This is a genomic window from Burkholderia seminalis (genome assembly GCF_001718535.1).
Classification (GTDB): Bacteria; Pseudomonadota; Gammaproteobacteria; order Burkholderiales; family Burkholderiaceae; genus Burkholderia; species Burkholderia seminalis.
On record NZ_CP013398.1, the window covers coordinates 3,101,943 to 3,120,707 of the forward strand.

The following is an 18,765-nucleotide window of genomic DNA, read 5'->3' on the forward strand; positions in this document are numbered from 1 at the left end:
ATGAATACGCATTTCCGCTGGACCCAGCTGCTGCCGCTCGGCGCGGTCGCCGCGCTCGCGGGCGTCACGTGGTGGCTGCTGCAGGCCACGCTGCCGCCGCCCGGCGAGGGCACCGTGCAGCCGAAGCGCCACACGCCCGACTATTTCGCGGACAACTTCTCGGTCACCGAGCTCGACCAGTCCGGCTCGACCCAGTACCGGCTGACGGCCGCGAAGCTGATCCACTACGAAGACACCGAAAGCAGCGACCTGACCGATCCGGCCATGCGCGCGTTCCAGCCCGGCAAGCCGGTCGTCACGACCACCGCGAAGCGCGGCACCGTCAACGGCGACGTGTCGATCGTCGATTTGTACGACGATGCCCGCATCCTGCGCGCGGCCGGCGGCGGCGATCCGCAGATGCAGGCCGATTCCCAGCATTTCCGGATCTTCGTCAATGACGATGTGATCCAGACCGAAAAGCCGGTTAAACTTCAGCGCGGCCTGTCGCTCGTCAACGCGACCGACGGCATGAAGTACAACAACGTCACCCGGGTCATCGAGCTCTACGGCAACGTGCGCGGCACGATTGCCGCCGCGGACACGTCCGGCGGCTCGAAAGGTCAACCCAAGTGACGCATCCCTCACGTGACTGCATGAACGAACCGTTCCCTCGACAGATTTCCGGCGGCGCTGCGCGCGCCGTCCGCGCCGCGCTTGCCGCGACGCTCGTGGCGCTCCCGCTGGTCGGGCTGGCGCCGCTCGCCCATGCCGAGAAGGCCGACCAGAACAAGCCGATCAACGTCGAGGCCGACAACCTGACCTATGACGACCTGAAGCAGGTCACGGTCGCGACCGGCAACGTCGTGATCACGAAGGGCACGATCATCATCAAGGGCGATCGCGTCGAAGTGCGCCAGGACCCGGAAGGCTATCAGTACGCCACCTCGTTCGGCAGCGGCAAGAAGCACGCGACGTTCCGCCAGAAGCGCGAAGGCCTCGACGAATACATCGACGGCGACGCCGAGCGCATCGACTACGACGGCAAGCAGGACCTGACCACGCTCACGACGGCCGCGACCGTGCGCCGCCTGCAGGGCACGTCGACCGTCGCCGATACCGTGCACGGCAGCGTGATCACGTACGACGGCCAGCGCGACTTCTACACCGCGAAGGGCGGCAAGGACGTGGCCGCGCCGGGCAACCCGAACGGCCGCGTGCGCGCGATGCTGTCGCCGAAGAACGGCGGCCCCGCGCCGCTGAACGGCGCGCCGGCGAAGCTGTCGCCGTCGACCACGATCCAGGGAGCGCCGGGCCAATGAACGCGCTACCGAACCGCCAGCCTGCCGGCACCACGAGCTCGCTCGTCGTCCGCAACCTGAAGAAGCGCTACGGCTCGCGCACGGTCGTCAAGGACGTGTCGCTCGACGTGAAGAGCGGCGAGGTCGTCGGCCTGCTCGGCCCGAACGGCGCCGGCAAGACCACGTCGTTCTACATGATCGTCGGCCTCGTGCCGCTCGACGCGGGCGAGATCTCGCTGAACGGCAGCTCGATCAGCCTGCTGCCGATCCACAAGCGCGCGTCGCTCGGCCTGTCGTACCTGCCGCAGGAAGCGTCCGTGTTCCGCAAGCTGACCGTCGAGGAAAACATCCGCGCGGTGCTCGAACTGCAGCACGGCGAAGACGGCAAGCGGCTGTCGAAGGACGCGATCTCGTCGCGCACCGAGGCGCTGCTCGACGAGCTGCAGATCGGCCACCTGCGCGAGAACCCCGCGCTGTCGCTGTCGGGCGGCGAACGGCGCCGCGTCGAGATCGCCCGCGCGCTCGCGACCAACCCGAACTTCATCCTGCTCGACGAACCGTTCGCCGGCGTCGACCCGATCGCGGTGCTCGAGATCCAGAAGATCGTCAAGTTCCTGAAGCAACGCAACATCGGCGTGCTGATCACCGACCACAACGTCCGCGAAACGCTCGGCATCTGCGATCACGCGTACATCATCAGCGACGGCTCGGTGCTCGCCGCCGGCGCGCCGAGCGAAATCATCGAAAACGAAAGCGTGCGCCGCGTGTACCTCGGCGAACACTTCCGCATGTAACTCCCCTCGTGGCTGGCTGCACCCCGCCCGGCATCGCCGCGCGGGGCCGCGCCCTGCTTTGCATCCACGCCCCGCGGGCATGCCCGCGGCCGGGCGGCGCGCCGCGCGTAATCGCGGATGGCTCAATGCGCCTGGGTCGTGGCAAACTGCCGGTATGACTCCCTCCTTGCCATGAAAGCCAGCCTTCAACTCCGCCTGTCGCAACACCTGGCGCTGACGCCGCAGCTGCAGCAGTCGATCCGGCTCCTGCAGTTGTCCACGCTCGAATTGCAGCAGGAAGTCGCGATGGCCGTCGCGCAGAACCCGCTGCTCGAGAACGACGACGAATGGATCGCGAGCCCGCTGCGTGTCGCGGCGGACGGATCGCTGATCGCGCAGACGCCGCCCGCGCAGAACACCGAGCCGGCCTCGGCAAACGGCAGCAGCACGTCCAGCGATCGCGCGGAGCGCGACGAGCCGGCCGGTGCCGACGACTACGACGGTTACGGTTCCGGCGACGGCAACGACGGCCCGCAATGGAATCTCGACGAATTCGGCCGCGCGAGCGGCGCGTCCGACGACGACGACCTCCCGCCGCTGCAGGTGCAGGAAGCCGCGACGTCGCTGCGCGACCACCTGTCCGCGCAGTTGCGCGTCACGCAGGCCGGCCCGCGCGATCGCGCGCTCGTGATGTTCCTGATCGAGTCGCTCGACGACGACGGCTACCTGACCGCGACGCTCGACGAGGTGCTCGCCGACCTGCCGCCCGAGCTGGAGATCGACTGCGACGAACTGAACGCGGCGCTCGCGCTGCTGCACAGCTTCGACCCGCCCGGGGTCGGCGCACGCTCGGCGTCCGAATGCCTGAAGCTGCAGCTGCTGCGCCTCGATCCGTCCCCGACGCGCACGCTCGCGCTCGAGATCGTGTCGCAGCACCTCGAACTGCTCGCGGCCCGCGATTTCACACGATTGCGCAAGCACCTGAAGGCGAGCGACGACGCGCTGCGCGACGCGCATGCGCTGATCCGCTCGCTGGAGCCGTTCCCCGGCGCCGCGTACGGCAAGGCCGAGGCCGACTACGTCGTGCCCGACATCATCGTGAAGAAGGCCGGCCAGGGGTGGCTCGCGGAACTCAATCCGGAGGTCGTGCCGCGCCTGCGGATCAACAACCTGTACGCGAACATCCTGCGCAACAGCCGCGGCGATCCGTCGGCCGGTTCGCTGAAGCAGCAGCTCCAGGAAGCGCGCTGGCTGATCAAAAATATCCAGCAGCGTTTCGACACGATCCTGCGAGTCGCGCAGGCTATTGTCGAGCGTCAGAAGAATTTCTTTGCGCACGGTGAAATTGCCATGCGCCCCTTGGTTTTGCGGGAAATAGCTGATACGCTGGGCCTACACGAGTCGACTGTCAGCCGTGTGACAACCGGGAAGTACATGCTGACCCCGTTCGGGACGCTGGAATTTAAGTACTTCTTCGGATCTCACGTTTCGACCGACACCGGTGGCGCCGCCTCGTCGACCGCCATCCGAGCCCTCATCAAGCAACTGATAGGAGCTGAAGACCCAAAATCGCCACTTTCGGACAGCCGCATTGCCGAGCTGCTGGCAGAACAGGGTTTCGTGGTCGCGCGCCGCACGGTTGCGAAATATCGCGAAGCCCTCAAGATCCCGGCAGTGAATCTGCGCAAGTCTCTTTAAGCCTGCTGCCTGCCCGGCGGCAGGCGTGTTCCGGCCACCGCGCACACGGGGAACAGGCCGGGCGACTTGTCCGCGATATGCCGCCTCGTGCGGCAGGGGCAAGTCGACCGGAGCGCCGCCTCGATGCGGCCGGGTGGTCACTCGCTTGGAGAAGCACTATGAACCTGAAGATCAGTGGACATCATCTCGAAGTCACGCCTGCCATTCGCGAATACGTGATCACCAAGCTGGACCGGGTGCTACGGCATAGCGATCAGGTGATCGATGGCACTGTGATCCTCTCGGTCGACAACCACAAGGAAAAGGACAAGCAGCAGCGCGCGGAAATCAACCTGCACCTGAAGGGCAAGGACATCTTCGTCGAAAGCGCGAACGGCAACCTGTACGCTGCGATCGATTTGCTGATCGACAAGCTGGATCGCCAGGTCGTCAAGCACATGGAGCGCCTGCAAACGCACGCGCACGACCCGATCAAGCTTCAACCGTCGATCGACCAGATCGAACTGCCGCCGCAATAACCTTACCGCAACACGCACGCCGCCCGGTTCGCCGGGCGTTTTTTTTGCGACTCCGCGCAGGGGTGCAACCGGTCGGTCCGGGCTGCGCCACGCACGCGGCTGTGCTCTATAATGTTCCGGTTATCGCCGGGGGGCGCTGGGTGCGGTAGCTGCGTTGCAGGTTGCCGATGCCACATGCCTTGATATCGCCGAACATGGAAAATCAGTCTGCCGCAGCAAGGAGACCCCAGGCCGCCCAATCGCCTGCCAACATGAATCGCCTAGCCAAAATCCTGCCCATAGAGAACGTCGTCATCGACCTCTCAGTCACCAGCAAGAAACGCGTCTTCGAACAAGCCGGGCTGATGTTCGAGAATCAGAACGGCATCGCCCGCAGCATCGTCACGGACAACCTGTTCGCGCGCGAGCGCCTCGGTTCGACCGGGCTCGGCGAAGGGGTCGCGATTCCGCACGGCCGCATCAAGGGTCTCAAGCACCCGCTCGCCGCGTTCGTCCGCCTCGCCGATGCGATCCCGTTCGAAGCGCCCGACGGCCAGCCGGTCGGCCTCCTGATCTTCCTGCTCGTCCCCGAGCAAGCCACCCAGCAGCACCTCGAGATCCTGTCGGAAATCGCGCAACTGCTATCCGATCGCGACGCGCGCGAGCGTCTGCACAACGAAACGGATATCGCCGAGTTGCATCGCCTGCTCACTCAGTGGCAACCTTGAGTTGATCCGGGCGGAATATTTTCCGGTACGCGGCGGCACACGCCGCCGTCCAGGGCCGCCCGGCGCCGGCTCGGCATGGCGACGCCCGTCGCCGCGCGCATGCACCGGCTCATTGGAGTGACGAGAGTCATGGATACGTCCAGCATCAACGCCCAGAGCATCTTCGACGACAACGCGGCCACGCTGAAACTGAGCTGGCTGACGGGGCATGAAGGCTGGGAGCGCGGCTTTTCCGCCGACACGGTCGGCAATGCGACCTCGAGCGCCGACCTCGTCGGCCACCTGAACCTGATCCACCCGAACCGGATCCAGGTGCTCGGCGAGGCCGAAATCGACTACTACCAGCGGCAGACCGACGAAGACCGCTCGCGCCACATGGCCGAGCTGATCGCACTCGAGCCGCCGTTCCTCGTCGTCGCCGGCGGCGCCGCGGCCCCGCCCGAACTCGTGCTGCGCTGCACGCGCTCGTCCACCCCGCTGTTCACGACGCCGATGTCGGCCGCCGCCGTGATCGACAGCCTGCGGCTCTACATGTCGCGCATCCTCGCGCCGCGCGCGACGCTGCACGGCGTGTTCATCGACATCCTCGGGATGGGCGTGCTCCTGACCGGCGATTCGGGCCTCGGCAAGAGCGAACTCGGCCTCGAGCTGATCAGCCGCGGCCACGGCCTCGTCGCCGACGACGCGGTCGATTTCGTCAGACTTGGCCCCGATTTCGTCGAAGGGCGCTGCCCGCCGCTGCTGCAGAACCTGCTCGAAGTGCGCGGCCTCGGCCTGCTCGACATCAAGACGATCTTCGGCGAAACCGCCGTGCGGCGGAAAATGAAGCTGAAGCTGATCGTCCAGCTCGTACGGCGCCCCGACGGCGAATTCCAACGCCTGCCGCTCGAAAGCCAGACCGTCGACGTGCTCGGCCTGCCGATCAGCAAGGTCACGATCCAGGTCGCGGCCGGCCGCAACCTCGCGGTGCTGGTCGAGGCGGCCGTCCGGAACACGATCCTGCAGTTGCGCGGAATCGACACCTTGCGCGATTTCATGGATCGGCAACGACTCGCGATGCAGGATCCCGACAGTCAGTTCCCCGGCAAACTGGTGTAACCCGCACGCGCCGGCCGCGCAACGCCGACGCGTCGAGCCGGTGCTATGATGAAACGTCAGGATTCACTGCTTCCCATGCGCATCGTCCTTATCACCGGCATCTCCGGCTCAGGCAAGTCCGTCGCGCTGAACGCGCTCGAAGACGCAGGCTATTACTGCGTCGACAACCTGCCGCCGCACGTGCTGCCCGAACTCGCCCGCTACCTCGGCCAGAACGGCCAGCGCCGGCTCGCGGTCGCGATCGACGCGCGCTCGAGCGCGTCGCTCGACGAAATGCCCGGCCTGATCCGCGAACTGTCGGGCGAGCACGACGTGCGCGTGCTGTTCCTCAACGCCAGCACCCAGGCGCTGATCCAGCGCTTCTCCGAAACGCGCCGCCGCCATCCGCTGTCCGGCTCGCTGTCGCACGATGCGGACGTCGGCCTGCTGTCGTCGCTCGAGGAAGCGATCGAGCGCGAGCGCGACCTCGTCGCGCCGCTCGCCGAATTCGGCCACCAGATCGATACGAGCACGCTGCGCGCGAACGTGCTGCGCACGTGGGTCAAGCGCTTCATCGAGCAGAAAGACAACGACCTGATGGTGATGTTCGAGTCGTTCGGCTTCAAGCGCGGCGTGCCGCTCGACGCCGACCTGATGTTCGACGTGCGCGCGCTGCCGAACCCGTACTACGACCACGAGTTGCGCCCGCTCACCGGGCTCGACCGGCCGGTCATCGCCTTTCTCGACGCACTGCCGATCGTCCACCAGATGATCGACGACATCCATGCGTTCCTGATGAAATGGCTGCCGCACTTCCGTGATGACAACCGCAGCTACCTGACCGTCGCCATCGGCTGCACGGGCGGCCAGCATCGCTCGGTGTTCATCGCGGAAACGCTCGCCGCGCGCCTCGCGCACGAGGCGAACGTGATCGTGCGGCATCGTGACGCGCCAGTGGATGTCGACGCGTCGTCGCGGCTCGTCTCCGAGGTCGCCCGACCCTAGCGACACCCGCTCCCTTGTCAGCGCGCCATGTCCTCCCTATCGACCACCCTGATCGACCTGCCGCTGTTTCCACTGCACACGGTACTGTTTCCGGGAGGCCTGCTCCCGCTCAAGGTGTTCGAGGCGCGCTATCTCGACATGTCCCGCGCGTGCCTGCGCGATAACTCACCGTTCGGCGTGTGCCTGCTGAAGAGCGGGCCCGAAGTCGCGCAGGACGGCGCCGTGTCGGTGCCCGAGACCATCGGCTGCATGGCGCGCATCACCGAGTGCGATACCGGTGAATTCGGGATGCTGTATCTGCAGGCGGTCGGCACGCAGCGTTTCGAGCTGCTGTCGTATCGCGTCGAAGGCAACGGGCTGCTGGTCGGCATCGCGGAGCCGCTGCCCGACGACATCCCGCTCGAAGGCGAGCAGACGCTCGCGCAGTTCGGCTCGTGCGCCGAGGTGCTCGAGCGCATCATCAACGCGCTGAAGAGGTCCGATCCGGAGAAGATGCCGTTCGGCGAACCGTTCCGCCTCGACGATCCGAGCTGGGTGTCGAACCGCCTCGCGGAACTGCTGCCGCTCGACCTGCGGGCGCGGCAGAAGCTGATGGAGTTTCCGGACGTCGGCGCACGCATCGACGCCGTGCACCACGTGCTCGACCGGCACGGCTGGCTTTAGGCGGCGCCGGCCCGGCGCATTCCCGGGCGCGCGGCGCCCTTTCCCTTTCGTTACAGCAGCGGCCCGCTCAGTGCGTCGAGCAGCTTGCGCACGGGCGCCGGGACGCCGTACGCATCGAGCCGGCTCAACGGCACCCAGGCGGTATCCGCGTCGCGCGCGGACGAAGGCAATCCACCGCCGTCCGCGATATCGCTCAGCCACGGTTCGATCTCGAGCCGGAAATGCGTGAAGGTGTGCGTGAGCGGGGCGAGCGGCACCGTACCGCCGCCGCCGAAACCGCGCGCGAGTTCCGCGAGCGCGGCGTCGCCGTCCGCTTGCGGCAGGCTCCACAGTCCGCCCCAGATCCCGGTCGGCGGGCGGCGCTCCAGCAGCACGGCATCGCCATCGCGCAGCACGAGCATCCAGGTCCTGCGCGTCGGCACGGCCTTCTTCGGCCGCGCGGCCGGCAGTTCGCGCTGGCGGCCCGTCGATTGCGCGACGCAGTCGCCCGCGAACGGGCAGCGCGCGCAATCGGGCTTGCCGCGCACGCACAGCGTCGCGCCGAGATCCATCAGCCCCTGCGTGTAGGCACTCACGTCGGCCGCGTTCGCGGCATCGGGCAATAGCGATTCGGCGAGCGCCCACATGTCGTTCTCGACCCGCTTCTCGCCCGGAAACCCCTCGACGCCGAACACGCGCGCGAGCACGCGCTTCACGTTGCCGTCGAGAATCGTCGCACGCGCGCCGTAGGCGAACGACGCGATCGCGGCGGCCGTCGAGCGGCCGATGCCCGGCAGTTCGGCCAGCGCGTCGGGCGTCGCCGGAAACGCACCGCCGTGTTCGGCGACGACGACCTGCGCGCAGCGATGCAGGTTGCGCGCACGCGAGTAGTAGCCGAGCCCCGCCCACAGCGCCATCACGTCGTCGGCCGGGGCGGCGGCGAGCGCCGCGACGTCGGGGTAGCGTTCGAGAAAGCGCGTGTAGTACGGAATCACGGTCGACACCTGCGTCTGCTGCAGCATGATTTCCGACAGCCAGATCCGGTACGGATCGCGGGTGTTCTGCCACGGCAGGTCGTGGCGGCCGTGCTCGCGCTGCCACGCGACCAGGCGCGTGGCGAACGTGCGGTGCAGCGGCGTGACGGGGAACGGAGCGGGGGCGATGCGGGGCGGCTTCAAGTTATCTAATCGTGAAAAAAGGTTTCAACGCTGGCAGGTCGGACAGAAATAGGTCGACCGCTGGCCCTGCACGATCTGGCGGATCGGCGTGCCGCATACGCGGCACGGCTGGCCCGCCCGGTCGTAGACGAAGCAGTCGAGCTGGAAGTAGCCGCTTTCGCCGTTGCTGCCGACAAAATCGCGCAACGTGCTGCCGCCGCGCTCGATCGCGTCGGCGAGCGTCGCGCGCACCGCGTCGGCCAGCCGCTCGTAGCGCGGCAGCGAGACCTTGCCGGCGGCCGTCGTCGGCCGGATGCCGGCGCGAAACAGGCTCTCCGACGCATAGATGTTGCCAACGCCGACGACCATGTCGCCCGCGAGCAGCGCCTGCTTGACCGACACCGTGCGGCCGCGCGTGCGCGCGTGCAGCAGCGCGCCGGTGAACGCCGGCGAGAACGGCTCGACGCCGAGGCTCGCGAGAAGCGGATGCGCGTGCACGTCGCCTGCTTCGCGCGGGTGCCACAACACGGCGCCGAAGCGGCGCGGGTCGCGGAACCGCAGCACGAATTCGTCGAAGATCCAGTCGATATGGTCGTGCTTCGCGGCGACCGGCACGCCGGCCGCGGGCAGCACGCGCAGCGTGCCCGTCATGCCGAGATGGACGATGAACCAGCCGGCGTCGACCTCGAACAGCAGATACTTGCCGCGACGCTCGACGGCGAGCACCTCGCGCGCGCGCAACTGCTCGGCGAGCCCCGCCGGCACGGGCCAGCGCAGCATCTCGGTACGGACGTCGACACGCTCGACGCGGCGGCCCGCGACAAAGGGCTCGATGCCCCGGCGCGTGACTTCGACTTCTGGCAACTCTGGCATGTTTTACGGGTCTGAGGCTGGATTCACGATCGTGCGTGTATTGTAGCGAGCGCGTTACAATCGGTTGAAACATCGAACGGATTTCCATGACTCTGCCCTCGAAGCTGCTTCAGAAGCGCCCCGCCGCCGTGCGCGGCGTGCGCGCCTTCCCGGTCCGCCGTGCACTCGGCGCCGCGCTGTTTGCCGCCTGGACCCTCACCGCCTTCCCGGCCCACGCGCAGGATCCGGCATCGGACGACGCGGAGCCGCAGGGTGCGTTCGAGCATGTGATGCCGGACGAGCAGAAGAATCTCCCCGGCGTGCCGCTGACGAGCCAGATCGTCTACCAGGTGCTCGCCGCCGAGGTCGCGCTCCAGCGCAACCAGCCGGCGCCCGCCTACCAGACCTACCTCGCACTTGCCCGCGACACGCGCGATCCGCGCATGGCGCAGCGCGCGACCGAGATCGCGCTCGGCGCGCAGAGCCCGGCCGACGCGCTGTCCGCCGCGAATCTGTGGCGCCAGTACGCGCCGGATTCGAACCGGGCGTCGCAGGTCGATGCCGCGCTGCTGGTGCTCGCCGGCAAGCCGGCCGACGCGCAGCCGATGCTCGCGCGCGAGCTGGCCCGCGCGACCGGCGAGACGCGCGGTCCGGCGATCCTCGCGCTGCAGGCGCTGCTCGTGCGCGGCCCCGACCGCGTCGGCGGCCTCGCGGTGCTGAAGGACATGCTGAAGAACGACATGAACCGCCCCGAGGCCCAGCTCGCGATCGCACGGCAGCAGCTCGCGGTCGACGACAAGGACGGCGCCGCGCAGTCGCTGAAGCAGGCGCTGGCGCTGCGCCCCGACTACCTGCCGGCGGCGCTGATGCTGTCGCAGATGGGCCCGGCGGAACGCGCGGCCGGCATCGCCTCGTTCGAGAAGTATGTTCAGCAGAATCCGAAGTCGCGCGATGCGCGGCTCGCGCTGTCGCAGCTGTATCTCGCCGACGACCGCCTCGACGACGCGCAGAAGCAGTTCGAGACGATGCGCAAGCTCGACGCGAAGGATCCGACGCCGCTGATGGCGCTCGCGCTGATCAAGATCCAGCAGAAGAAGCTCGACGAAGCGACCGCCTACCTGAAGCAGTACGTGCAGCTCGGCAACAAGCAGCCGAACCTCGACGTCGGCCAGGGCTACATCTACCTCGCGCAGATCGCGATCGACCAGAACAACGACGCGCAGGCGTCGCAATGGCTCGACAAGGTCGACCAGACGAGCCAGCACTACCTGCCCGCGCAAATCACGCGCGCGCAGCTGCTGCAGAAACAGGGCAAGACCGACGAGGCGCGCAAGGTGCTCGACGACCTGCCGATCACCGATCCGCGCGACGCGGCCGTGGTCGCGCGCACCGACGCGTCGATCCTGTTCACAGCGAAACGCTATCCGGAAGCCGAGGCACGGCTCGGCCAGGCGGTCCAGGACTTCCCCGACGATCCCGACCTGCGCTACGACTACGCGATGGCGGCCGAAAAGACCGGCCACTACACGACGATGGAAAAGCAGTTGCGCGAGCTGATCCGCACGCAGCCCGACAACCCGCAGGCGTACAACGCGCTCGGCTATTCGCTGGCCGACCGCAACCAGCGCCTGCCCGAAGCCAGCAAGCTGATCGACAAGGCGATGGCGCTCGCGCCGAACGACGCGTACATCATGGACAGCCTCGGCTGGGTGAAGTACCGGATGGGCGACACGGCCGGCGCGACGAAGGTCCTGCGGCGCGCGTACGAACTGCAGCCGAACGCCGAAATCGGCGCGCACCTCGGCGAAGTGCTGTGGAAGAGCGGCGCGCAGGACGACGCGCGTTCCGCATGGCGCGACGCGCAGAAGCTCGAACCCGACAACGAGACGCTCGTGCAGACGCTGAAGCGCCTCCAGATCAACGGCCTCTGATGCGGATGTTCCCGACGCTTTCCCCGTTCTCCCGCGCGCAGCGCACGCTGGCCGCGGCCGGTGCGGCGCTCGCGCTCGCCGGCTGCGCGAGCACGCCGCCGTCGGCCAGCGCGCCGGCGACCGGCGCGGTGCTGCAAACGGCCGCGTCGCATGCTTACCACGGCCGCTTCGCGGTGCAGTACGACGACCGTCTCGGCAAGCAGCAGCACGTGTACGGCAACTTCGACTGGCAGGAACACGGCGACGACGTGTCGCTCGAGCTGCGCAGCCCGCTCGGCCAGACGCTCGCGATCGTGAAATCGACGCCGCAGGCAGCCTCGCTCGAACTGCCGAACCGTCCGACGCAATACGCGCCGGACGTCGGCGACCTGATGCAGAAGACGCTCGGCTTCGAACTGCCGCTCGCCGGCCTGCGCTACTGGCTGCTGCCGACGGCCGCGCCCGCGACACAGGCGGAAACCGTGCGCGACCCGGCCGACGGCACGCGCGTCAAGCAGATCCGCCAGGACGGCTGGACGATCGACTACCTTGCCTACGCGGATGCCCCGGCCACGGGCGTCAAACGCGTCAACCTCGTGCGCGCGACACCGCCGCTCGACATCAAGCTCGTGCTCGACCAGTGAGCACCGGCCCAGCCCAGACATACGCATGACCGATTCGACCCGCTCGCTGCGCAACTGCCTTGCGCCCGCGAAACTCAACCTGTTCCTGCACATCACCGGCCGTCGCCCGAACGGCTATCACGACCTGCAGAGCGTGTTCCAGCTGCTGAACTGGGGCGATACGCTGCACTTCACGCTGCGCGACGACGGTCGCGTCGCACGCGTCACCGACGTGCCCGGCGTGCCCGAGGAAAGCGATCTCGTCGTGCGCGCGGCCAACCTGCTGAAAACGCATACGGGCACCACGCACGGCGTCGACATCGAGATCGACAAGTGCCTGCCGATGGGCGCCGGTCTCGGCGGCGGCAGCTCCGACGCGGCGACGACGCTGCTCGCGCTGAACCGCCTGTGGCAGCTCGACCTGCCGCGTGCCGAGCTCCAGTCGCTCGCGGTCAAACTCGGCGCCGACGTCCCGTTTTTTATTTTTGGAAAAAATGCGTTCGCAGAGGGTATCGGAGAAGAATTAGCTGAGGTAGAATTGCCGACTCGCTGGTTCTTGGTTGTGACGCCAAGCGTTCATGTCCCGACCGCTGAAATATTTTCAGATGAGTTGTTGACAAGAGATACGAAGCCCGTCACAATTGCTGACTTTCTTGCACAGCAAACCAGCGATGCGGGATGGCCAGATAGCTTCGGCCGGAACGACATGCAGGAAGTTGTAACAAGGAAGTACGCGGAAGTTGCGCAGGCGGTCAAATGGTTGTATGATGTGACCCCCGCGAGGATGACCGGCTCCGGAGCAAGCGTGTTTGCAGCGTTTCACAGCAAGCACGAGGCAGAAGCGGCGAAAGCCAAGCTGCCCGCCAGCTGGAAGGGCGCAGTTGCCGAGAGTCTGAACGAGCATCCGCTCTTCGCTTTCGCGTCATGAAGTTTTACTTTGCCGAACGGCCTACACGAGTTCGGTGAAGCAGTCAGTTAAGTGTAGGGGAGTCGCCAAGTTGGTCAAGGCACCGGATTTTGATTCCGGCATGCGAGGGTTCGAGTCCTTCCTCCCCTGCCAAAAATTTTCCCGCATTTCCCGCCCCAAGCCTGAAGCAGGTGCACGATGAGCAGCCACAGCCATGATGGCCTGATGGTCTTTACTGGCAACGCGAATCCCGCGCTTGCCCAGGAAGTCGTCAATATCCTTGGTATCCCCCTCGGCAAAGCAATGGTCAGCCGTTTCTCCGACGGCGAGATCCAGGTCGAGATCCAGGAAAACGTGCGTGGCAAGGACGTCTTCGTCCTGCAATCCACGTGCGCACCGGCGAACGACAACCTGATGGAACTGATGATCATGGTCGATGCGCTCAAGCGCGCATCCGCCGGCCGGATCACCGCAGCCATCCCCTACTTCGGCTACGCTCGTCAGGATCGCCGCCCGCGTTCGGCGCGGGTCGCGATCTCGGCGAAGATCGTCGCGAACATGCTGGAAATCGCCGGCGTCGAGCGGATCATCACGATGGATCTGCACGCCGACCAGATTCAGGGCTTCTTCGACATCCCGGTCGACAACATCTACGCAACGCCGATCCTGCTGGGCGACCTGCGCAAGCAGAACTACTCGGATCTGCTCGTCGTGTCGCCGGACGTCGGCGGCGTGGTGCGTGCCCGGGCACTCGCGAAGCAGCTCAACTGCGATCTCGCGATCATCGACAAGCGTCGCCCGAAGGCGAACGTCGCCGAAGTGATGAACATCATCGGTGAAGTCGAAGGCCGCACCTGCGTGATCATGGACGACATGGTCGATACGGCCGGCACGCTCTGCAAGGCCGCACAAGTGCTGAAGGACCGCGGTGCGAAGCAGGTGTTCGCGTACGCGACGCACCCCGTGCTGTCGGGCGGCGCCGCGGATCGCATCGCCGCATCGGCACTCGACGAGCTGGTCGTCACCGACACGATCCCGCTGTCGGCCGAATCGCTGGCCTGCTCGAAGATCCGCTCGCTGACGAGCGCGAGCCTGCTGGCCGAGACGTTCTCGCGGATCCGCCGCGGCGATTCGGTGATGTCGCTGTTCGCGGAATCCTGATCGCGAATCGACGGAACAAAGCATGCGCGGAAAGCGAAGCGGCAACGCTTCGCTTTTTGCACAATCGGACGGGATAGACGAAACCCCGGCCGTTTCATCAGGGGCCGCCGTTTGACGGCCCCGTTTTACTGCCTGGTCGCGGGCAGCTATTGGAGAATCATATGAAAGTCGTCGCTTTCGAGCGCCAACAGCAAGGTACGGGTGCGAGCCGCCGCCTGCGCAACGCTGGCAAGACCACGGGTATCGTTTACGGTGGCGAAGCCGCCCCGCAAAAGATCGAACTGGATCACAACGCCCTGTGGCACGCCCTGAAGAAGGAAGCTTTCCACTCGTCGATCCTCGACCTCGAAGTGGCTGGCCAGTCGCAACAGGTTCTGCTGCGCGACGTGCAATACCACCCGTTCAAGCAACTGGTGCTGCACGTGGACTTCCAGCGCGTTGACGCGAAGAAGAAGCTGCACACGAAGGCACCGCTGCACTTCCTGAACGCGGAAGTCAGCCCGGCCGTGAAGCTGTCGAGCGCGATCGTTTCGCACGTCGCGACGGAAATCGAAATCGAGTGCCTGCCGGCCGACCTGCCGGAGTTCCTCGAAGTCGACCTGTCGAAGATCGAAGCCGGTCAATCGCTGCACGCGAAGGACATCACGCTGCCGAAGGGCGTCGCGCTGGTCGCGCACATCGACGCGGAAAACCCGGTCATCGCTTCGGCGACGGTCCCGGCTGGTGCCGTGTCGGACGCAGCCGAAGGCGAAACGCCGGCTGCCTAAGCGGCTGCCTACGCGCCCCATCGATCCGTTTCACGAAACGGTCGACGCAACCCGCCGCGGCTTGCCCGGCGGGTTTTTCTTTTTCTGCGCCCAGGCGGCCGCTGCCGCCTTCGAAACGTCATGATCAAACTGATCGTCGGCCTCGGCAATCCCGGGGCGGAATACACCGCGACGCGCCACAACGCCGGCTTCTGGCTGATCGACCAGCTCGCCCGCGAAGCCGGCACGACGCTGCGCGACGAACGCCGATTCCACGGCTTCTACGCGAAAGCGCGCCTGCACGGCGAGGAAGTCCATCTGCTTGAGCCGCAGACCTACATGAACCGCTCCGGCCAGTCGGTCGTCGCGCTCGCGCAATTCTTCAAGATCCTGCCCGACGAGATCCTCGTCGCGCACGACGAGCTCGACCTGCCACCCGGCACCGTGAAGCTGAAGCTCGGCGGCGGCAGCGGCGGCCACAACGGCCTGAAGGACATCTCCGCGCACCTGTCGTCGCAGCAGTACTGGCGGCTGCGGATCGGCATCGGCCATCCGCGCGACCTGATTCCGGAAAGCGCACGCGCCGGCGCGAAGCCCGACGTCGCGAACTTCGTGCTGAAGCCGCCGCGCCGCGAGGAGCAGGACGTGATCGACGCGTCGATCGAACGCGCGCTCGCCGTGATGCCGATGGTCGTCAAGGGCGAACTCGACCGCGCGACGATGCAACTGCATCGCAACTGATCGCCGCTCGCACCGGCCCGGTGCATCGGGCCGTCCGGCGTCGCCGGGCGGCTGCGCCCGCCCCACTACGACGCGCACATGCGGTAATCTCGACGTTTTGCCCGACAGGAGCCAAGCGGTGAGCCGTTACTGGAGCGACGTCGTTCAGCAACTCGTGCCTTACGTGCCGGGCGAGCAGCCCGCGCTCGCGCACCCCGTCAAGCTGAACACCAACGAGAATCCCTATCCGCCGTCGCCGCGCGTCGTCGCGGCGATCGCACGCGAACTCGGCACGACCGGCGACACGCTGCGTCGTTATCCCGACCCGGTCGCGCGCGCGCTGCGCGAGACGGTCGCGGCCCATCACCGCATCAAGCCCGAGCAGGTGTTCGTCGGCAACGGCTCCGACGAGGTGCTCGCGCACACGTTCCAGGCGCTGCTGAAGCACGACCGGCCGCTGCGCTTTCCGGACATCACGTACAGCTTCTATCCGACCTACGCGCGTCTGTACGGTGTCGAGACCGCGATCGTGCCGCTCGCGGACGACTTCTCGATCCGTGTCGACGACTACCTCGACGATGCCGGCGGCGTGCTGTTTCCGAACCCGAATGCGCCGACCGGGCGCGCGCTGCCGCTCGCGGATGTCGAGCGGATCGCGGCCGCGAACCCGTCATCGGTCGTCGTGATCGACGAGGCGTATGTCGATTTCGGCGCGCAGTCGGCGATTACGCTGATCGACCGTCATCCGAACCTGCTCGTCGTGCACACGACGTCGAAGGCGCGCTCGCTCGCCGGCATGCGCGTCGGCTTCGCGTTCGGCGATGCGGCGCTGATCGACGCACTGAACCGCGTGAAGGACAGCTTCAACTCCTATCCGCTCGACCGGCTCGCGCAGGTCGCCGCGCAGGCCGCGTATGAAGACACCGACTATTTCGACGCGACCTGCCGGCGCGTGGTCGACAGCCGGACGCGGCTCACGCACGCGCTCGACGCGCTCGGCTTCGACATCGTGCCGTCGGCGGCGAATTTCGTGTTCGCGCGCCATCCCGCGCACGATGCGGGCACGATCGCGGCGAAACTGAAGGAACGGGAAATTTTCGTGCGGCACTTCCGGCTGCCGAGGATCGACCAGCACCTGCGCATCACGGTCGGCACCGACGCCGAATGCGACGCGCTCGTCGCGGCGTTGCGCGAGTGGCTGGCCTGATACGGAAGAACCGGCGCCGGGTGGCGCCGCTCTGAACGCAGGACGCGCGCTCGCCCATCAACGGGCGCGCGTCACTGCCGGATCACGATGCGTCGTCGCCCTTCACGGCGATCAGCGCGTGATACTTCTCCATCAATTGCGCGTGCGATTCGTCATGCTGCGGATCGCGCGGAATGCATTCGACCGGACACACCTGCTGGCACTGCGGTTCGTCGAAATGGCCGACGCACTCGGTGCACTTGTTCGGGTCGATCACATAGATGTCCGGGCCCATCGAAATCGCGCCGTTCGGGCACTCGGGCTCGCACACGTCGCAATTGATGCACTCGTCGGTAATCATCAAAGCCATACTGATCTCACTTCCTCAGGCCGGCGGCCGGCTTCGCGACGAAACCGGCCGGCGCCGCATCACGCGGCAGGGCCTCCCATCGCCGTCACTTTCTCGGTCAGCCACTTCTCGACGGACGGGAACACGAACTTGCTGACATCGCCGCCCAACTGCGCGATTTCGCGCACGATCGTCCCCGAGATGAACTGGTACTGATCGGACGGCGTCATGAACATCGTCTCGACGTCGGGCAACAGGTAGCGGTTCATCCCCGCCATCTGGAACTCATATTCGAAATCGGACACGGCACGCAGGCCGCGCACGATCACGCGTGCGTTGTTGGTCCGGACGAAATCCTTCAGGAGGCCGGTGAAACTCATCACCTTCACGTTCGGGTAATGGCCGAGCACCTCGTTCGCAATCGTCAGACGTTCTTCGAGCGAGAAAAACGGCTTTTTCGCGCGGCTGTCGGCGACGCCCACGACCAGCGTATCAAAAATGCTCGACGCACGCCGCACGAGGTCTTCGTGCCCGCGCGTCAGCGGATCGAACGTACCGGGATACACGGCGACTACCATGTCGCTCCTCCTGTCATCACGCAAACGGGATGGCAGCCGCGCGATGCGCACGCCACTGCCGAGATGGGCATGCGTCGCCTTTGCGGCGCGCCGCCTCGTATGGAACGCGCATTATTCATCATTTTCGCGCCGCAGCAAATGATAGTGAACCGCGCCGGCCTTGCCGTGCTTCACCACCTCCCAGCCCGCGAGCGCCTCGTGCGCGGCCGGGTCGAGTTCCGCCCCCGTTTCGACGTACAGCGCGCCGCCCGCCGCGACGAGCGGCGCCGCCAGCGCGATCGCGCGATCGAGCACGGCCGGTTCGCCGAACGGCGGATCGAGAAACACGACGTCGAACGCGCCCGGCGTGAGCCCGGCTGCGAGCCGCAGCGCATCGGCCTCGGCAACCTCGACCGAACGGGCGCCGAGCTTGTCCTTGATCGCCCGCAGCTGCTGCGCGGCGCGCGGGTGACGCTCGACCATCACGACGCCCGCCGCGCCGCGCGACGCGGCCTCGAAGCCGAGCGCGCCGGTGCCCGCGAACAGGTCGAGGCAGCGGCGGCCTTCGAGATCCTGGCCGAGCCAGTTGAACAGCGTCTCGCGCACGCGATCGGGCGTCGGCCGCAGGCCGTCGAGATCGAGCACCGCGAGCGGCGTGCGCTTCCAGTCGCCGCCGATGATGCGGATCGTGTGCGGCTTGCCGCGGGCAGGAGGGGCCGCCGGGCGGCCGGAAGAGGAACGGGACATACGGGATATCGACGACGGAGGGACCGGGCGCGCGCAGGGGCGCACCGCCAAACAGGCGCACGTTACCACAGCGGCGGCGCGCGCTGACGCGAGCGCCACACCGCACTGATAAAATGCACGGTTTCGGCCGCCGTGCGCCGCGCCCGCGCG

At 66.8% G+C, this 18,765-nt stretch carries 21 protein-coding genes and 1 tRNA gene; 17 read left to right on the plus strand and 5 right to left on the minus strand.

The features are described 5' to 3' along the window. The 9 genes from lptC (at nt 1) to WJ12_RS14060 (ending at nt 7,721) form a co-directional block, all read left to right on the plus strand. Nucleotides 1–615, plus strand: coding sequence for an LPS export ABC transporter periplasmic protein LptC (lptC, locus tag WJ12_RS14020; protein WP_034189276.1), 615 nt, complete (start codon nt 1–3; stop codon nt 613–615). Nucleotides 616–635: 20 nt separating this feature from the next. After that, nucleotides 636–1,301 carry a lipopolysaccharide transport periplasmic protein LptA gene (gene lptA / locus WJ12_RS14025; protein ID WP_006483139.1) on the plus strand — a complete coding sequence of 222 codons (666 nt, stop codon included), beginning with the start codon at nt 636–638 and terminating at the stop codon, nt 1,299–1,301. Beyond that, the gene (lptB, locus tag WJ12_RS14030; protein WP_034189275.1) at nt 1,298–2,074 is read left to right on the plus strand and encodes an LPS export ABC transporter ATP-binding protein; all 777 of its coding nucleotides are present in this window, start codon (nt 1,298–1,300) and stop codon (nt 2,072–2,074) included. The genes lptA and lptB overlap by 4 nt, the downstream gene beginning before the upstream one ends. 171 nt (nt 2,075–2,245) lie before the next feature. Then, nucleotides 2,246–3,751 (plus strand): RNA polymerase factor sigma-54, encoded by a 1,506-nt coding sequence (locus WJ12_RS14035; protein WP_034189274.1) that lies wholly within the window; start codon nt 2,246–2,248, stop codon nt 3,749–3,751. Nucleotides 3,752–3,909: 158 nt separating this feature from the next. Further along, nucleotides 3,910–4,269 carry a ribosome hibernation-promoting factor, HPF/YfiA family gene (gene hpf / locus WJ12_RS14040; RefSeq protein WP_006477786.1) on the plus strand — a complete coding sequence of 120 codons (360 nt, stop codon included), beginning with the start codon at nt 3,910–3,912 and terminating at the stop codon, nt 4,267–4,269. A 194-nt stretch (nt 4,270–4,463) separates the two neighbouring features. Continuing rightward, entirely contained in the window at nt 4,464–4,976 is a 513-nt protein-coding gene (locus tag WJ12_RS14045) for a PTS sugar transporter subunit IIA (protein WP_049034209.1), read from the plus strand. Between the two features lie 129 nt (nt 4,977–5,105). Beyond that, nucleotides 5,106–6,074 (plus strand): HPr(Ser) kinase/phosphatase, encoded by a 969-nt coding sequence (gene hprK, locus WJ12_RS14050; protein ID WP_011353227.1) that lies wholly within the window; start codon nt 5,106–5,108, stop codon nt 6,072–6,074. Nucleotides 6,075–6,149: 75 nt separating this feature from the next. Continuing rightward, complete coding sequence (rapZ, locus tag WJ12_RS14055; RefSeq protein ID WP_034189273.1) at nt 6,150–7,058, plus strand: RNase adapter RapZ; 909 nt, start codon at nt 6,150–6,152, stop codon at nt 7,056–7,058. A gap of 27 nt (nt 7,059–7,085) precedes the next feature. Continuing rightward, nucleotides 7,086–7,721, plus strand: a complete 636-nt coding sequence (locus WJ12_RS14060; RefSeq protein WP_059558724.1) for an LON peptidase substrate-binding domain-containing protein — start codon at nt 7,086–7,088, stop codon at nt 7,719–7,721. 50 nt (nt 7,722–7,771) lie between these two features. Here the strand turns inward: WJ12_RS14060 and mutY are convergent, their stop codons facing one another. Continuing rightward, on the minus strand, nt 7,772–8,878 hold the full coding sequence (gene mutY, locus WJ12_RS14065) for an A/G-specific adenine glycosylase (protein WP_059558727.1): 1,107 nt from the start codon (nt 8,876–8,878) through the stop codon (nt 7,772–7,774). Between the two features lie 24 nt (nt 8,879–8,902). Next, nucleotides 8,903–9,730: a bifunctional DNA-formamidopyrimidine glycosylase/DNA-(apurinic or apyrimidinic site) lyase gene (gene mutM / locus WJ12_RS14070; RefSeq protein ID WP_034189270.1), complete on the minus strand. Its 828-nt coding sequence runs from the start codon at nt 9,728–9,730 to the stop codon at nt 8,903–8,905. A gap of 86 nt (nt 9,731–9,816) precedes the next feature. Between mutM and WJ12_RS14075 the strand changes: the two genes are divergently transcribed. From WJ12_RS14075 to hisC, 8 genes are all read left to right on the plus strand, one after another. Then, nucleotides 9,817–11,640, plus strand: coding sequence for a tetratricopeptide repeat protein (locus WJ12_RS14075; RefSeq protein ID WP_059558731.1), 1,824 nt, complete (start codon nt 9,817–9,819; stop codon nt 11,638–11,640). Then, nucleotides 11,640–12,263 carry a lipoprotein insertase outer membrane protein LolB gene (lolB, locus tag WJ12_RS14080; RefSeq protein WP_059558733.1) on the plus strand — a complete coding sequence of 208 codons (624 nt, stop codon included), beginning with the start codon at nt 11,640–11,642 and terminating at the stop codon, nt 12,261–12,263. Before WJ12_RS14075 ends, lolB begins: the two co-directional genes overlap by 1 nt. A gap of 25 nt (nt 12,264–12,288) precedes the next feature. Further along, nucleotides 12,289–13,170, plus strand: coding sequence for a 4-(cytidine 5'-diphospho)-2-C-methyl-D-erythritol kinase (gene ispE / locus WJ12_RS14085; RefSeq protein ID WP_059558736.1), 882 nt, complete (start codon nt 12,289–12,291; stop codon nt 13,168–13,170). A gap of 55 nt (nt 13,171–13,225) precedes the next feature. Continuing rightward, nucleotides 13,226–13,302, plus strand: a tRNA-Gln gene (locus WJ12_RS14090). Nucleotides 13,303–13,347: 45 nt separating this feature from the next. Then, the gene (locus WJ12_RS14095) at nt 13,348–14,310 is read left to right on the plus strand and encodes a ribose-phosphate pyrophosphokinase (protein WP_034189266.1); all 963 of its coding nucleotides are present in this window, start codon (nt 13,348–13,350) and stop codon (nt 14,308–14,310) included. Between the two features lie 161 nt (nt 14,311–14,471). Next, a complete protein-coding gene (locus WJ12_RS14100) occupies nt 14,472–15,077 on the plus strand; it encodes a 50S ribosomal protein L25/general stress protein Ctc (RefSeq protein WP_034189265.1) in 606 nt (201 codons plus the stop codon). 120 nt (nt 15,078–15,197) lie between these two features. Further along, complete coding sequence (pth, locus tag WJ12_RS14105; RefSeq protein ID WP_034189264.1) at nt 15,198–15,797, plus strand: aminoacyl-tRNA hydrolase; 600 nt, start codon at nt 15,198–15,200, stop codon at nt 15,795–15,797. 118 nt (nt 15,798–15,915) lie between these two features. Continuing rightward, a complete protein-coding gene (gene hisC, locus WJ12_RS14110) occupies nt 15,916–16,983 on the plus strand; it encodes a histidinol-phosphate transaminase (protein ID WP_034189263.1) in 1,068 nt (355 codons plus the stop codon). Between the two features lie 82 nt (nt 16,984–17,065). On the opposite strand, the gene WJ12_RS14115 is transcribed toward hisC, so the two are convergent. The 3 genes from WJ12_RS14115 to rsmD form a co-directional block, all read right to left on the minus strand. After that, nucleotides 17,066–17,332, minus strand: a complete 267-nt coding sequence (locus tag WJ12_RS14115; RefSeq protein ID WP_006477774.1) for a YfhL family 4Fe-4S dicluster ferredoxin — start codon at nt 17,330–17,332, stop codon at nt 17,066–17,068. Nucleotides 17,333–17,391: 59 nt separating this feature from the next. Further along, nucleotides 17,392–17,889: a pantetheine-phosphate adenylyltransferase gene (coaD, locus tag WJ12_RS14120; RefSeq protein WP_021163047.1), complete on the minus strand. Its 498-nt coding sequence runs from the start codon at nt 17,887–17,889 to the stop codon at nt 17,392–17,394. Nucleotides 17,890–18,000: 111 nt separating this feature from the next. Then, the gene (gene rsmD, locus WJ12_RS14125; protein WP_049034320.1) at nt 18,001–18,615 is read right to left on the minus strand and encodes a 16S rRNA (guanine(966)-N(2))-methyltransferase RsmD; all 615 of its coding nucleotides are present in this window, start codon (nt 18,613–18,615) and stop codon (nt 18,001–18,003) included. Nucleotides 18,616–18,765 lie beyond the last annotated feature (150 nt).